Source organism: Kingella oralis, from assembly GCF_014054985.1.
In the GTDB taxonomy this organism is placed as follows: Bacteria; Pseudomonadota; Gammaproteobacteria; order Burkholderiales; family Neisseriaceae; genus Kingella_B; species Kingella_B oralis.
On record NZ_CP059569.1, the window covers coordinates 1,874,895 to 1,888,506 of the forward strand.

A 13,612-nucleotide genomic window follows, 5' to 3' on the forward strand; every position below is an offset into this window, starting at 1 on the left:
ATAGTAGGCAGCCTGAAAACCAATCCCCCCATTACCGGAAAGCCCGTTATGATTACCAAAGCCCAATACCAAGCCCAAGCCGCGCAAGGCTACAACCGCATCCCCCTCGTGCAAGAGCTGCTCGCCGATTTGGACACCCCGCTCTCGCTGTATCTCAAACTCGCCAACCGCCCGTTCAGCTATCTGCTGGAATCGGTGGTGGGCGGCGAACGCTTCGGGCGCTATTCGTTTATCGGGCTGCCCTGCCGCGACTACATCAAAGTATCGGGCAGCCGCACCGAAATCTATCAAGACCACCGGCTCGTGCAAACGCACCACGGCAACCCGCTGCACATCATCGAACAATACCACGCCCAATTCAAAACCCCCGACATCCCCGGCCTGCCCCGTTTTACCGGCGGGCTGGTGGGCTACTTCGGCTACGAAAGCATCTACCATTTCGAACACATTGCCCACCGTCTGCGGCAGCCTGAAAAACACAACCCGCTGAACACGCCCGACATACTGCTGATGCTGTCGCAAGAGCTCGCCGTGGTAGACAATTTAAGCGGCAAAATCCACCTGATTGTGTATGCCGACCCCAGCCATCCGCAAGGCTACGAAACCGCCCGCGCCAAGCTGGAAAGCCTGCGCGAAAAACTGCGCCAAAGCGTGGCCATCCCGCTCTCGCTCGGCAGCCGGCGCACCGTGCCGCAGCATCTCACCGGCGAAGAAACCTTCAAAAGCTATGTGCGCCGCGTGCGCGAATACATCCTCAACGGCGACTGCATGCAAGTCGTTCCCGCGCAAAGCATGAAACTGCCGTTTACCGACCACCCCCTGCACCTTTACCGCGCCCTGCGCACGCTCAACCCCTCGCCGTATTTGTTTTACTACGATTTTGGCGATTTCCACATCGTCGGCTCGTCGCCCGAAATTCTGGTGCGCCGCGAGCGCGACAAAGTGGTGGTGCGCCCCATCGCCGGCACACGGCTGCGCGGCGCAACACCCGAGCAAGACCTTGCCAACGAGCGGGATTTGCTCAAAGACCCCAAAGAAATCGCCGAACACACCATGCTCATCGATTTGGGGCGCAACGACGTGGGGCGCATCAGCCAAATCGGCAAAGTCGCCGTAACCGACAAAATGGTGGTGGAAAAATATTCGCATGTGATGCACATCGTTTCCAACGTGGAAGGCAGCCTGAAACCCGACACCAGCAACATGGACATCCTCGCCGCCACCTTCCCCGCCGGCACGCTCTCGGGCGCGCCCAAAGTGCGCGCGCTGGAAATCATCGAAGAGCTGGAAACCACCAAGCGCAACATTTTCGGCGGTGCGGTGGGCGTGTGGGGCTTTAACAACGACATGGACTTGGCGATTGCCATCCGCACCGCGATTGTGCAAAACGGCGAATTGTTCGTGAGCAGCGGCGCGGGCATCGTGGCAGACAGCGTGGAAGAAAGCGAATGGCAGGAAACGCAAAACAAGGCGCGGGCGGTGTTGCGCGCGGCGGAGATGGTGCAGGACGGGCTGGACAAATGATTTCAGGCTGCCTTGGAGCCATCCGAACCCTCCCATAGGCAGCCTGAAAACGCGCGGATGCGCCTCGCGCCAAGCAAAAAGCAAAACCAGATAAACAGATAAAGCCCGACCGTTTTTCAGGCTGCCTTATCCCCATAGGCAGCCTGAAAAGCGAAAACCGTGCAACTCTGCTAAAATCGCCCCCCTTTTTTTGCACACACAGCCCAATCCCAAGCATGCCCCCCGTCTTTATCGCCGTACTCATCGCCCTGCAATTTTTAATCTACTGCGCCGCCCGCGCCCTGCTGTGGCAATTCCGCATCCAAGCCCCCGCCCAACGCAAAACCTTCTACATTCTCGCCTATGCGCTGTGCAACGGCTTCACCCTCGCCGCGCTTATCCTGCGCCAAAGCCTGCTGTTCCGGCTCAACGCCGCCCTACTGGTTGCCCTGCTCTATATCGCGCTTACCGGCCTTGCCGTGCTGGTTATCGGGCGCATCGCCCGCCGCCTCAGGCAGCCTGAAAAGCTCGGGCGCGACCTGCGCCACATCGCCCCCGCCCTGCTCATCGCCCTGTTTGCCCTATCCGTTTACAACGCCTACACCCCTGTGGTGCGCCGCGTCAGCATCCGAATCGACAAACCGCTCGCCCAGCCTATCCGCATCGGCATGGCATCCGACACCCACCTCGGCACGCTCGTAGGCGCGCGCCAGTTAGACAAACTCGCCCAAATCATGCAGCAGGAAAAAGCAGACATCATCCTGCTGCCAGGCGACATCATGGACGACGACATCGCCGCCTACACCGCCGAAAACATGAAGCCCCACCTCGCCAAACTGCGCGCCCCACTGGGCGTGTACGCCACGCTGGGCAACCACGACTACTTTATCAACCCCCAAGCCATCACCCGCGCCATTGAAGACGCAGGCATCACCGTGCTGCACGACCAAGCCATCCTTATCAACCGGCAATTCTGGCTCATCGGGCGGCCCGACAACCTAAACAGCCACCGCCTGTCCACCGCCGAACTCGTGCAAAAAACCAACCCCGCGCAACCCGTCATCCTGATGGACCACCGCCCCGACCACGTCGCCGAACACGCGCGCCTGCCGATTGATTTGCAAGTGTCGGGACACGTGCACAACGGGCAAATCTTCCCCGCCAACTTTATCGCCCAAACCATTTACCGCCCGCTATCCTACGGCTACCAAGCCATCGGCAACGGACACTTTGTCGTAACCTCGGGCTACGGCTTCTGGGGCATCCCCTTTCGCCTCGGCTCGCAAAGCGAAGTGTGGATAATTGAAGTGCGGGGCAAATGAGCCTGTGCCGCCGATGCCATAGCCGCACGCAATCAAGGCTTTCAGGCTGCCTCATGCACTCTTGATTACACCGTAACACCCCCCACCTAACGGCAGCCTGAAACCAAACGGAGCCCCGTCATGAACACCATCCGAGACTACCTGCAAACCCAAGCCCTCGCCCTCAACCCCGACAGCATCGCCATCGCCCGCGCCGCCACCCAAGCCGTCATCGCCCACGGGCAAGCCCACATCGAGCGCAGCATTTTGCAACCCAAACACCTGCCCGAAGACATCAGGCAGCCTGAAAACGAAGCCCTGCTCAAACAACTCTACATGGCGCTGGACTCCGCCCACAGCCGACACCCCGCCCAAACCGCCAGCCTCTACGGCAACCACGCCCCCAGCCAAAGCCTTATCCGCCTCATCCAACACGGCGCGCCCGTTGAAGAGCGCATCCCGCTCAACGAAGAGCACTACTGGCAACACCTCGCCGCCCGCACCGCCCAATCAGGTTGGGCGCAAATCGCCCCCAGCACCGAGCAATGGCTTGCCGACGGCGAACTCACCGGCGCACACAACCGGCGCAGCGCCAGCCAAACCAGCCTGCCCGTCAGCAGCGAAGACGGCATCGTGTACGGCGTGCTCCACCTGGAAACCCCCGCCCCGCTCAGCGACGAGCAACTCGCCCACTGGATAGGCGTCGCCCTCGGCATCCACCCCGTTCTCAGCCAACTGCTGCCCCAAGCCCCAAGCGAAGAACAATAGGCAGCCTGAAAACCCAATCGAACCAAGCCGCAAACCCCTTTTCAGGCTGCCGCAAACGCCTGATGCAGCCTGAAAACAAGTCTTAGCAAAGTTAAATCCCATCAAGAACGTTTACCACAAAGCACCTTTCCTGCTGGCGCAGCCGAGTGGAACGCGATTTTTCGGGAAAAAAGGACAAAACTGTTTGAGCAGCGAAGCGGCGAGTTTTTTGTCCGCCCGAAAAATCGCGTGAAGCGAGGGAAGTTTGGCGCAGCCAAACCTGCAACCGCAGTCGCCTTTCTTTTGCTTCCTTTTCTTTGGCGAAGCAAAGAAAAGGAAGTGCCCCGTCGGCACGAGACGCATGGTTAAACCCAATCGGATGCCGACCACAAAGCAGAAAACACTTTACTTTTTCCAATGGCAGCCTGAAAACCCTTTTCAGGCTGCCCCATCAACACACACAAGAAAGACCACAACCATGACCCTGCAACACATCACCTCCTGCCGCCTCCCCACCGAACACGGCATCTACCAAATGCACGGCTACCAAGACAGCCAAACAGGGCAAGAACACATCGCCCTCGTGATGGGCGACATCACCACGCCCGAGCCCGTCCTCTCCCGCGTCCACTCCGAATGCCTCACCGGCGACGCCCTCTTCTCGCAAAAATGCGACTGCGGCCCCCAGCTCAAAGCCGCCATGCAAGCCGTTGCCGCCGAAGGGCGCGGCGTGATTGTGTACCTGCGCCAAGAAGGGCGCGGCATCGGCTTAATCAACAAAATCCGCGCCTACGCCCTGCAAGACAAAGGCATGGACACCGTAGAAGCCAACCTCGCCCTTGGGCTGCCCGTCGACGCGCGCGACTTCACCCTCGCCAAAGAAATCTACGACCACCTCGGCATCCGCAGCATCCGCCTGCTCACCAACAACCCCGAAAAAGTCCACACCCTGCAACAAGCAGGCATCCACATCACCGAACGCCTCCCGCTGCACGTCGGCATCCACCCCGAAAACCAAAACTACCTCAACACCAAAGCCCAAAAACTCAACCACATGATGAAAGACTAAAATGCTCGCCCTCGCCCTCCTCTGCGCCGCCCTCACCGCCGCCACCCATTTCTACATCTTCTATCTGGAACTGCTTGCCTACGGCGCGAGCAACTTCCGCCGCGTGTTCCAAATCCCGCCCGAACACCTGCCCATCGTGCGCGCCCCGTTTAACAACCTCGCCATCTACAACATCGCCCTCGCCCTAGCCGCCAGCCTCGGCATCCTGCTGCACATCGTCGCCAACAGCAACTACCTCTACGGCATGGCAAACGGCTTAATCTTCGCCGCCCTCGGCACCGCCACCGCCGCAGGCGCATACCTGTGGTACAGCCAGCCCAGCAAACAACGCCCTGCGCTGATTCAAGCCGCCCCCGCCCTGCTCGGGCTCATCTGCCTTGCGCTGAGCAGATAGGCAGCCTGAAAACGCCATCGCGCGGCAAAACGGCTTGCGCCCCGTTCAACACCATTCAGCAAGGCGGATTGCCCATCCGCCTTTTTATATACGCAACGGTTTCAGGCTGCCGCCGCCATCCAACGGCAGCCTGAAACCCGCCCGCCCAGCCCGCCAACCCAAATACGCTATAATCCCCCATCCGCAAAATCTCCACCCGTCCCATGCTCACCTACACCCCCACGCCCAAACGCCCCGTCCAACCCACCCGCGAATACCCGTGGCTGCTGCTCCTGCTCGCCTTCGCATGGCTGTGGCCGGGCGTGTTTTCGCACGATTTGTGGAAGCCCGGCGAACCCGAGCTCTACACCACCATCAGCGAAACCCCGTTCGGCGCATGGCTGCCGATGCTGTTTGGCGAGCCCAATTTTCAGGCTGCCCCGTTATACGTGCAAACCGCCCAGCTGTTCCAACGCCTGCTCACGCCGTGGGCAGCCGATGCCTATTCCGCCGCCCGCTTCGCCAGCGTGTTCTACACCAGCCTCGGGCTCTTGGGCAGCGGCATGGCGGGCTACCGCTTTCTCGGGCGGCATCACGGGCGCAGCGTGGTGCTCATTCTCATCGGCTCGGCAGGCTTGCTGCCCGTCGCCCACTTTATCGACAGCCAATCGCTGCTGTTTGCAGGCATCGGACTGGCGATGTGGGGCTACGCTGTTGCCCACCGCCAAGCCATTCTCGCCGCCTTGCTCATCGCCCTTGCCAGCGTATTTCTGATGCAAAGCGCGGGCATCCTTATCGCCGCCGCGCCCCTGCTCACAGGCTGGCTGCTCTGGTTCACCAGCGCGCAATGGCGCAGCAACCGCATTCTCATCACCCTCGTCTGCGCCACGCTCACCGCCCTGCCGCTCGCCAGCATCCACCCCGTCGCCCTCGCCGTCACCCATCCTGCCGCGTTCGCCCAATATGTTCACCAACACCTGTTCGGCGGCTACGGCGGTACACAGCATTTTCAGGCTGCCTTCCGGCTCCCCTATTACTTGCAACACATCCTGTGGTTCGCCTTTCCCGCCCTGCCGCTTGCCGTTTGGACAGCCAGCCGCCGCAAAACCCTGCCTGCCAACGCAGGCAGCTACGCTGGCTACACCCTCGCCCTGCTCACGCTGTTCATCGCCCTCAACCCGCAGCGCAACCAAGACAACCTCGTGCTCATCCTTCCGCCGCTCGCCCTGCTCGGCGCAGCCCAGCTGGACAACCTACGCCGCGGCGCAGTCGCCTTTCTTAACTGGTTTGGCGCGATGGCTTTCGGCGCAGCCGCGCTGTTCCTATGGATAGGCTTTATCGCTATGAACTACGGCATCCCCGCCAAACTCGCCGAGCGCGCCGCCTATTTCAGCCCCTACTACACCCGCGACATTGACCCCATGCCCATCATCGTCGCTCTGCTGTTCACCCCCATGTGGCTCATCGCCATTACCCGCAAAAACATACGCGGGCGGCAAGCCGTAACCAACTGGGCGGCAGGCATCACCCTCGTGTGGGCGCTGCTGATGACCCTGTTTCTGCCGTGGATAGATGCCGCCAAAAGCCACCGCCCCATCGTGCAACAAATGCAAAACAGCCTAAGCGATGACATCCTCGTCTCCCTACACAGCCACACCAGCTGCCTCTACATCCCCCCCAGCCAAACCGACACCCGCATCGCATGGCAACAATACAGCACCCTGCCCATCACCAGCAGCACACCCAACTGCCACTATATGCTCCTGCAATACAACCCCAAAGCCCAAAGGCAGCCTGAAATCCACGGCAAAATCCTGTGGACAGGGCGGCGCCCCCGCAGCAAGCACGAACAATTCGTGTTGATTGATACACAGCCGTAAACCAGCAGCGAAACAACAAAGGCAGCCTGAAAATAGAAAATCCCCTTTTCAGGCTGCCTCAATCCCCCCAGCAACCGCCCACACAAGGAAATCCACCATGTCCCAATACTTCCAACTCTTCAACCTCCCCGAGCAATACCCCCTAGACACCGCCGCACTGGAACAACGCTACCGCGCCCTCGCCGCCCAGTTCCACCCTGACAAACACACCACCGCCAACCCCTTCGAGCAAAAGCAAGCCCTGATGATGAGCGCCACCCTCAACCAAGCCTACACCACGCTCCAATCCCCCATAGACCGCGCCGCCTACATCCTGCAACAACGCAACATCCACCCCGACGACCCCCACAACACCCAAATAGACCCCGAATTTCTGATGCAACAAATGCAATGGCGCGAAACCCTAGCCGAAGCTCAAGCCGAGCAAAACACCGCCGAACTACACGCCCTGCAAAACGAAATCGCCCAAGCCCAAACCCAGCTTTATCAACAGCTAGAACACGCATTCAACCAACAAGACTACCCCGTCGCCAGCGACCTTGTGCGCCAAGGGCGTTTTTTGGACAAACTGCACCGCGAAATCCAAAACGCGCTGGATTGATTGCGCCAGATACATTTTCAGGCTGCCTCCATCATCAAAAAAGGCAGCCTGAAAAAGTTTCACTTCAATCAACCAAGGCACAAGAAACCAACAGTTTGAACAGCCCGCCGACGAATTGGGGCCGGAACAATAACTGGAACAAAAAGGTAGCCTGAAAACAAGAAATCCCGTTTTCAGGCTGCCTCTTCATGCGCCTCATGCTTTTTTTCTTCGCGCGCCAAACGCACTAAGCAGTAAAACAAATAAGCCAACGGCAACAACACCAGCACCAATTCAGCAAGGGCTTGGCGAGCCGCCTTCTCGCGCAGGGCAAAATAGTATGCGCGGCTGTCGGCGAAGCGGATGATTTCCTTGCCGTTCACCGACAAGCTATACAACCTATTGAAGCCCCTATGGTTGGGCATATATAAGGCAACGGCTTGTTCGCCTACGAAGCGGTATACGCCCTCATCGCGGCAGGAGCTATCCCCAGGGCAGCCCATGCGCACACCGCTCAGCACAAAATAATCGCTGCGGAGCACGCGCTTGGGATAAGCAGGTACCACGCCCTCGGCACGCAACATCATGGCAGGCGGCGTGTTGATGCTGTTATCGCGCACCACTTGCATTTTGTCCCAAATAGACCCTACTGCAATTAACCAAACCCCCAACACAAGCAAGGCTGCTGTCATGAGCGCAACCTGCACGCTTGGGTATTCCGCATGCCGCTCGTATTCTGGTTTGAGCAACTGCCCGAGGTTAAGCAAGAGGAGCGGTATATACGGCGTTATAAAAAACAACGGCGCGCTACTCACCCAGTGAAACCCCAGCCAAGGCAAAGCCACGCAGCACCAGCCCAGTATCAACACACGACGCAGGGCTTTGGGATGTGCAAGTTCGTAATCGGTCATGCTGTTCTCCAAAATGGTTTTATTGAAGGCTGATTGAGGCAGCCTGAAAGCGCAAATCCGATTTTCAGGCTGCCTTATTTCAGCCATACTGCTTATTCAATATCCCTGCGATATCCCGCTGCCAAACCCGCGCACGCAGGCTGCTTCTCTTCTCCAACCACGTTATATAGAGCGAAAGAACACCAAATAAACCGAAAAACAGCCCCTGATACACCCAATCATCAACCATCGGCTTAATATAAAACACCACACCAAACACGATAAAAACACCAATCGTCTCTAATTATTAAAAGAAAGGCCGTCTGAAACGTATTTGTTGTTTCAGACGGCCTCTTAGCTCAAACCTTGAGAACCGCATGCGTGCGTTCCGCACACATCCTACTTATAGGCTACGCCTGTTATACTTACTCATCAGCTATTTTGGAATACATATACTCTACGGCTTTAGGTGATAGTGGTGCTTTACACTCGGTGCAATAATCTTTATTAAATGGAGAAATTCCTCTTGAATAAGTTAAATTATTAGCATCAATCTCAAATGATTTGCCATTAAATTTTTGAAAAGAATGGCAATATGGACATATGCTGGCAATCGGAATATAAATAATACAAAAAAGTAATCCAACAACCCAATATATAGTATATATAATAAAAAAAATATCTTTCTCTAAGAAATTATTATTTATAACAATTTCTTGGAGGGTTGCCGCACCAGATATACAGGCTACGGAAATAAAAAAAATCTTAGGAATTAACATTCTTTTTTGAAATTTTTTCGCAATATACATTGCTTGTTCTTTGTCATCTAATTTTTTCATATCCTTTACTTCTTCCGTTCCAAATATCCCATTTCAACATACCACCTATTCCCAATTGAGGTTTAACAACAGATTTAACTTCCCCTCCTCTATACAATGAAGATGCTTGACCCTTAAACCAAGTTGGGTAGTAGTTAAAAAAATCTTGCCACGCATCAGCAACCCAATAAAATTTATTCAGCGTGGCATTGAAAAAGCCCACCGTTATCCCGTTTTCATCGCCCTCGCGGGTAAGCCAAATCTTCGCCACATCATGCCCCACCCAATCCAGCACGCGGGCATCTACCCGCTCGGTAACGTTTTGCTTGCCCTCGCTGTTTTCCAAGCACAGTTTGCCGCATTGGAGCTGCGCGGCGTAGGTTTCGGATACGCTGGCAGCAGGGTTTGGCAGCACTTTGCCGCGAAAAGTATGGACGGCGTAATCTGTGCCGTTGATGTTGATGGTGTCGCTCATGTTTTTCCTTTTGTTGAGAGATGATTGAGGCAGCCTGAAAATCCCAATCAATCTTTCAGGCTGCCATTACACGCGATTTTATTTTAACGATTTTCAGGCTGCCTTTGGCTTTTCAAACGGCATCAGGCAAATTCCAACCACAGCCCCACGCCCACCATCACAGCAAACACCAGCCAAAGCAACGCCACCACCACCGACCCTTCCGACCATTTCCCCCGCCGCCAATCGTCTTTAAACTGCTGCACAGTCCACATCACCAACATCACCAATTCGCCAGCCGCTAAAAGCAAATAAAGCAATTGAAACATCACAACCCCAACTCGCCCCACATCGCATCCACCTTCGCCGCCACATCGGCATCGCGTTCAATCACACGCCCCCATTCGCGTTGGGTTTCGCCCGGCCATTTGTTGGTCGCATCCAAGCCCATTTTGCCGCCGAGTCCGCTTACGGGGCTGGCGAAGTCCAAATAATCAATCGGCGTGTTTTCCATCAAAACCGTATCGCGCACGGGATCCATACGCGTGGTAACCGCCCAGATGACTTCTTTCCAGTCGCGCACGTTTACGTCGTCGTCCACCACAATGATGAATTTGGTGTACATAAACTGGCGCAGGAAGCTCCAACAGCCCATCATCACGCGCTTGGCGTGGCCGGCGTATTGTTTTTTCATGCTCACCACCGCCATGCGGTAGGAGCAGCCTTCGGGTGGCAGGTAGAAATCGGTGATTTCGGGGAACTGTTTTTGCAACAGCGGCACGAACACTTCGTTTAAGGCCACGCCCAATACGGCGGGTTCGTCGGGCGGTTTGCCGGTGTAGGTGCTGTGGTAAATCGGGTTTTCGCGCATGGTGATGCGCTCAACGGTGAACACGGGGAAGTAGTCCTGCTCGTTGTAATAGCCGGTGTGGTCGCCGTAGGGGCCTTCCAGCGCGGTTTCGTCGGGATGAATCACGCCTTCGAGCACGATTTCGGCGCGGGCGGGCACTTGCAAATCGCTGCCGATGCATTTCACCAATTCGGTACGCGAGCCGCGCAGCAAGCCGGCGAACTGATATTCGCTCAAAGTGTCGGGTACGGGCGTAACCGCGCCGAGAATGGTGGCGGGGTCGCAGCCGAGCACCACGGCAACGGGGTAGGGCGCACTGGGGTTTTCTTTGCGGAACGCCTGATAATCCAGCGCGCCGCCGCGATGGGCGAGCCAGCGCATGATGAGCTTGTTTTTGCCGAGCAGCTGCTGGCGGTAGATGCCGAGATTTTGCCGTTTTTTGTGCGGCCCGCGCGTTACGGTTAAGCCCCAGGTTACCAGCGGGGCAACGTCTTCAGGCCAGCAATGCTGAATCGGCAGGCGCGTCAAATCCACTTCGCCGCCCTCCCACACGATTTCTTGGCACGGCGCTTTTTTCACCACGTTCGGCGCCATGCTCCAAATGTCTTTTAACAGCGGCAGTTTGGAGAATGCGTCTTTGATGCCCTTGGGCGGCTCGGGTTCTTTCAGGTAGGCCAGCGTCTGCCCGATTTCGCGCAGCTTGGCAACGCTGTCTGCGCCCATGCCCATCGCCACGCGCTCGGGCGTGCCGAACAGGTTGGCGAGCACGGGAAAATCGTAGCGGCTGCCGTCGGGGCGCACGGCGTGTTCAAACAAGAGCGCCGGCCCTTCGGCGCGCAGCACGCGGTCGGCGATTTCGGTCATTTCCAAATGCGGCGAAACGGGCGCGGCGATGCGTTTCAGGCTGCCTTTGGCTTCGAGCATTTGGATAAATTCGCGCAGGTCGCGGTATTTCATCATCGGTTTCCTTGTGGGTTGATGGGTTTTCAGGCTGCCTAGGGCGGCGGGTTGGGGCAGCCTGAAACGCGCTGGGTTCGTTTTCAGGCTGCCTTTGGCGCACAACAAAACCGCAGACACGCTAAGCAGCATCTGCGGCTATCTTTTGCCAAAGCAACGCCATGCTGCTTTTCAGGCTGCCTTAACAGTGAACCTGTGTTTAGAACGGAATATCGTCGTCAATATCGTCCACCGGCGCGGCGGGGGCAACGGGCGCTTGGCGTTGGGTGGGCGCGGCAGGAGGCGGCGCGTCGTAAGCGGGCTGTTGCGGCGCGTAGGGCTGTTGCGGCTGCGGCGCGTAGTTTTGCTGTGGCGCAGGGGCATAGCCTGCATCGTCGTGATAACCGCCGCCTTGCTGATTGCCGCCGCGCGAGCCGAGCATTTTCATTTCGTTGCCGATGATGTCGTATGCCGTGCGCTCTACGCCTTGCTTGTCGGTGTATTTGCGGCTTTGGATTTTGCCTTCAATATACACTTGGCTGCCTTTTTTTAGGTATTGCCCCGCCACTTCGGCAAGGCGGCGATACAGCGTGATGTTGTGCCATTCGGTGCGCTCTTGGCGTTGCCCGCTGTTGCGGTCGTTCCACGATTCGCTGGTGGCAATAGAAAAATTGCACACCGCATCGCCGTTGGGCATATAGCGCAGCTCGGGGTCGCGCCCCAAGTTGCCAATTAAAATCACTTTGTTCAATGACATTTGTTTGCTCCTGTTAAGATGGTTTGGATGGCGGCTTCGTCAAATCCTTGCTGCAAGGCTTTGATAAATAAGGTTTGGTTGTCGTGGCTAAACGCGATGCTTTCCACGCCCGCCGTAGTTTGAATGGCAGTTTTCAGGCTGCCCAAATCGCCCTGCCACGCAGGGGGGACGGCGAACATGATGTTTTTAACGGGCTTGGGCGCGGGGGCGCGGGCGGCAAGCGCAAACCACGCCATGCCGATTGCGCCGCAAAAAATAAACACGCCGTTAAAGCCGTATTGCGCGTATAAGCGGCTGCCGATGATGCCGCCCGAAAACACGCCCACCGATTGCAAGGTGTTGTACACACCCATCGCCGTGCCTTTAAGGTCGCTGGGCGCGATTTTGGACACCAGCGAGGGCATACTGGCTTCCAAAATATTGAAGCCGATAAAATACACCACCAAGCTCAGCCCGATGAGCCATGCCGCATTCAGGCTGCCTAATAGCGCGAACTGCGCGGCGGTGGTTAAGCCGATGCCCAGCAAAAACACGAGTTTGAGCTTATTGCGCGTTTCGCCGATGATGATGGCGGGAATCATCAGCACCAAGCCGATCACGGTGGCGGGCAGATAGATTTGCCAATGGCTGGCTTTGTCCCAGCCTAGATTTTTTAACGCAAACGGCAGCGTGGTAAACATCGCCATCAGTCCCGCTTGCAACACAAAAATGCCAAAATTCAACCGCAAAAGCTGTCCATTTTTCAACACTTCGCCAATATGCCCCACTTGCAGTTGCGCATCTTCATGCAAACGCGATTGTGCGCTGGTGGGATTGGGCGTGTACCACGCCACCAGCGCAATGCTGGCAAGGCTCAACGCGCCCATCAGCGCAAACAAGCCGTTCACGCCCAGCCAGCGGCTGAGTATCGGCGACAGCACCAAGCTAACGGAAAAAGTGAGCCCAATACTCAATCCAATCAACGACATCGCGCGGGTACGCACTTCTTCGCGGGTTAAATCCGCCAGCAACGCCGTTACCGCCGCGCTCACCGCGCCCGCGCCCTGCACCGCCCGCGCCATAATCAGCGTGTGCACATCGGTTGCCATTGCCGCCCAAAAGCTGCCCAGCGCAAACACGCCCATGCCCAGATAAATCACTTTTTTGCGCCCAATTTTGTCAGACAGCATCCCCAGCGGCAGTTGTAACAAAGCTTGGGTTAAGCCATACATCGCCATCGCCAAGCCCACCATTTTCGGCGCATTGGCGGCATTTGCCCCCGCCAAATCGTGCGCGTGCAACGCCAACACAGGCAGCACCAGAAACATCCCCAGCATCCGCAAGGCATACACGCCTGCCAAAGACACAGCGGCGCGCCATTCTTGGGGCAATAGGGCAATTTGGGGAGACTTCGCTTGCATGGGGTTTCCGTAAGATTGGAGCAGCCTGCGTCGCAAAGCGAACCGCGGCGGGCA

The 13,612-nt window shown here is 57.1% G+C and carries 14 protein-coding genes; 7 read left to right on the forward strand and 7 right to left on the reverse strand.

What is annotated here, in order from left to right:
• Positions 1-48: 48 nt before the first annotated feature.
• From trpE to hscB, 7 genes are all read left to right on the forward strand, one after another.
• Positions 49-1,524 carry an anthranilate synthase component I gene (gene trpE, locus H3L93_RS10010; RefSeq protein ID WP_040558050.1) on the forward strand — a complete coding sequence of 492 codons (1,476 nt, stop codon included), beginning with the start codon at positions 49-51 and terminating at the stop codon, positions 1,522-1,524.
• Positions 1,525-1,739: 215 nt separating this feature from the next.
• Positions 1,740-2,825: a metallophosphoesterase gene (locus H3L93_RS10015; RefSeq protein ID WP_003793479.1), complete on the forward strand. Its 1,086-nt coding sequence runs from the start codon at positions 1,740-1,742 to the stop codon at positions 2,823-2,825.
• A gap of 120 nt (positions 2,826-2,945) precedes the next feature.
• Positions 2,946-3,572: a hypothetical protein gene (locus tag H3L93_RS10020; protein ID WP_003793477.1), complete on the forward strand. Its 627-nt coding sequence runs from the start codon at positions 2,946-2,948 to the stop codon at positions 3,570-3,572.
• A gap of 457 nt (positions 3,573-4,029) precedes the next feature.
• Complete coding sequence (gene ribA, locus H3L93_RS10025; protein WP_040558048.1) at positions 4,030-4,620, forward strand: GTP cyclohydrolase II; 591 nt, start codon at positions 4,030-4,032, stop codon at positions 4,618-4,620.
• Between the two features lies 1 nt (position 4,621).
• Positions 4,622-5,014, forward strand: a complete 393-nt coding sequence (locus tag H3L93_RS10030) for a DUF1304 family protein (RefSeq protein WP_003793471.1) — start codon at positions 4,622-4,624, stop codon at positions 5,012-5,014.
• Positions 5,015-5,217: 203 nt separating this feature from the next.
• Positions 5,218-6,873, forward strand: coding sequence for an ArnT family glycosyltransferase (locus H3L93_RS10035; RefSeq protein ID WP_003793469.1), 1,656 nt, complete (start codon positions 5,218-5,220; stop codon positions 6,871-6,873).
• A gap of 97 nt (positions 6,874-6,970) precedes the next feature.
• Positions 6,971-7,474 carry a Fe-S protein assembly co-chaperone HscB gene (hscB, locus tag H3L93_RS10040; RefSeq protein WP_003793467.1) on the forward strand — a complete coding sequence of 168 codons (504 nt, stop codon included), beginning with the start codon at positions 6,971-6,973 and terminating at the stop codon, positions 7,472-7,474.
• Between the two features lie 173 nt (positions 7,475-7,647).
• Here the strand turns inward: hscB and H3L93_RS10045 are convergent, their stop codons facing one another.
• From H3L93_RS10045 to H3L93_RS10075, 7 genes are all read right to left on the reverse strand, one after another.
• Positions 7,648-8,364, reverse strand: a complete 717-nt coding sequence (locus H3L93_RS10045) for a hypothetical protein (protein WP_040558047.1) — start codon at positions 8,362-8,364, stop codon at positions 7,648-7,650.
• A 404-nt stretch (positions 8,365-8,768) separates the two neighbouring features.
• The gene (locus tag H3L93_RS10050) at positions 8,769-9,182 is read right to left on the reverse strand and encodes a hypothetical protein (protein ID WP_182077722.1); all 414 of its coding nucleotides are present in this window, start codon (positions 9,180-9,182) and stop codon (positions 8,769-8,771) included.
• Entirely contained in the window at positions 9,166-9,636 is a 471-nt protein-coding gene (locus H3L93_RS10055) for a hypothetical protein (RefSeq protein WP_003793456.1), read from the reverse strand. The genes H3L93_RS10050 and H3L93_RS10055 overlap by 17 nt, the downstream gene beginning before the upstream one ends.
• 122 nt (positions 9,637-9,758) lie before the next feature.
• Positions 9,759-9,944, reverse strand: coding sequence for a hypothetical protein (locus tag H3L93_RS10060; RefSeq protein WP_003793455.1), 186 nt, complete (start codon positions 9,942-9,944; stop codon positions 9,759-9,761).
• Positions 9,944-11,422 carry a 4-hydroxy-3-polyprenylbenzoate decarboxylase gene (ubiD, locus tag H3L93_RS10065; protein ID WP_040558246.1) on the reverse strand — a complete coding sequence of 493 codons (1,479 nt, stop codon included), beginning with the start codon at positions 11,420-11,422 and terminating at the stop codon, positions 9,944-9,946. Before ubiD ends, H3L93_RS10060 begins: the two co-directional genes overlap by 1 nt.
• Before the next feature lie 199 nt (positions 11,423-11,621).
• Positions 11,622-12,158, reverse strand: coding sequence for a single-stranded DNA-binding protein (locus H3L93_RS10070; RefSeq protein WP_003793450.1), 537 nt, complete (start codon positions 12,156-12,158; stop codon positions 11,622-11,624).
• Entirely contained in the window at positions 12,149-13,558 is a 1,410-nt protein-coding gene (locus H3L93_RS10075; protein WP_003793449.1) for an MFS transporter, read from the reverse strand. Before H3L93_RS10075 ends, H3L93_RS10070 begins: the two co-directional genes overlap by 10 nt.
• Positions 13,559-13,612: the final 54 nt, after the last annotated feature.

Excerpts from the sequence above, each read along its gene's own strand:
- ubiD (WP_040558246.1), bottom strand. The coding sequence starts at position 11,422 with ATGAAATACCGCGACCTGCGCGAATTTATCCAAATGCTCGAAGCCAAA.
- ribA (WP_040558048.1), top strand. The coding sequence starts at position 4,030 with ATGACCCTGCAACACATCACCTCCTGCCGCCTCCCCACCGAACACGGC.
- H3L93_RS10070 (WP_003793450.1), bottom strand. The coding sequence starts at position 12,158 with ATGTCATTGAACAAAGTGATTTTAATTGGCAACTTGGGGCGCGACCCC.
- H3L93_RS10020 (WP_003793477.1), top strand. The coding sequence starts at position 2,946 with ATGAACACCATCCGAGACTACCTGCAAACCCAAGCCCTCGCCCTCAAC.
- H3L93_RS10075 (WP_003793449.1), bottom strand. The coding sequence starts at position 13,558 with ATGCAAGCGAAGTCTCCCCAAATTGCCCTATTGCCCCAAGAATGGCGC.
- H3L93_RS10015 (WP_003793479.1), top strand. The coding sequence starts at position 1,740 with ATGCCCCCCGTCTTTATCGCCGTACTCATCGCCCTGCAATTTTTAATC.
- H3L93_RS10055 (WP_003793456.1), bottom strand. The coding sequence starts at position 9,636 with ATGAGCGACACCATCAACATCAACGGCACAGATTACGCCGTCCATACT.
- hscB (WP_003793467.1), top strand. The coding sequence starts at position 6,971 with ATGTCCCAATACTTCCAACTCTTCAACCTCCCCGAGCAATACCCCCTA.
- H3L93_RS10050 (WP_182077722.1), bottom strand. The coding sequence starts at position 9,182 with ATGAAAAAATTAGATGACAAAGAACAAGCAATGTATATTGCGAAAAAA.
- H3L93_RS10045 (WP_040558047.1), bottom strand. The coding sequence starts at position 8,364 with ATGACCGATTACGAACTTGCACATCCCAAAGCCCTGCGTCGTGTGTTG.
- trpE (WP_040558050.1), top strand. The coding sequence starts at position 49 with ATGATTACCAAAGCCCAATACCAAGCCCAAGCCGCGCAAGGCTACAAC.
- H3L93_RS10035 (WP_003793469.1), top strand. The coding sequence starts at position 5,218 with ATGCTCACCTACACCCCCACGCCCAAACGCCCCGTCCAACCCACCCGC.
- H3L93_RS10060 (WP_003793455.1), bottom strand. The coding sequence starts at position 9,944 with ATGTTTCAATTGCTTTATTTGCTTTTAGCGGCTGGCGAATTGGTGATG.
- H3L93_RS10030 (WP_003793471.1), top strand. The coding sequence starts at position 4,622 with ATGCTCGCCCTCGCCCTCCTCTGCGCCGCCCTCACCGCCGCCACCCAT.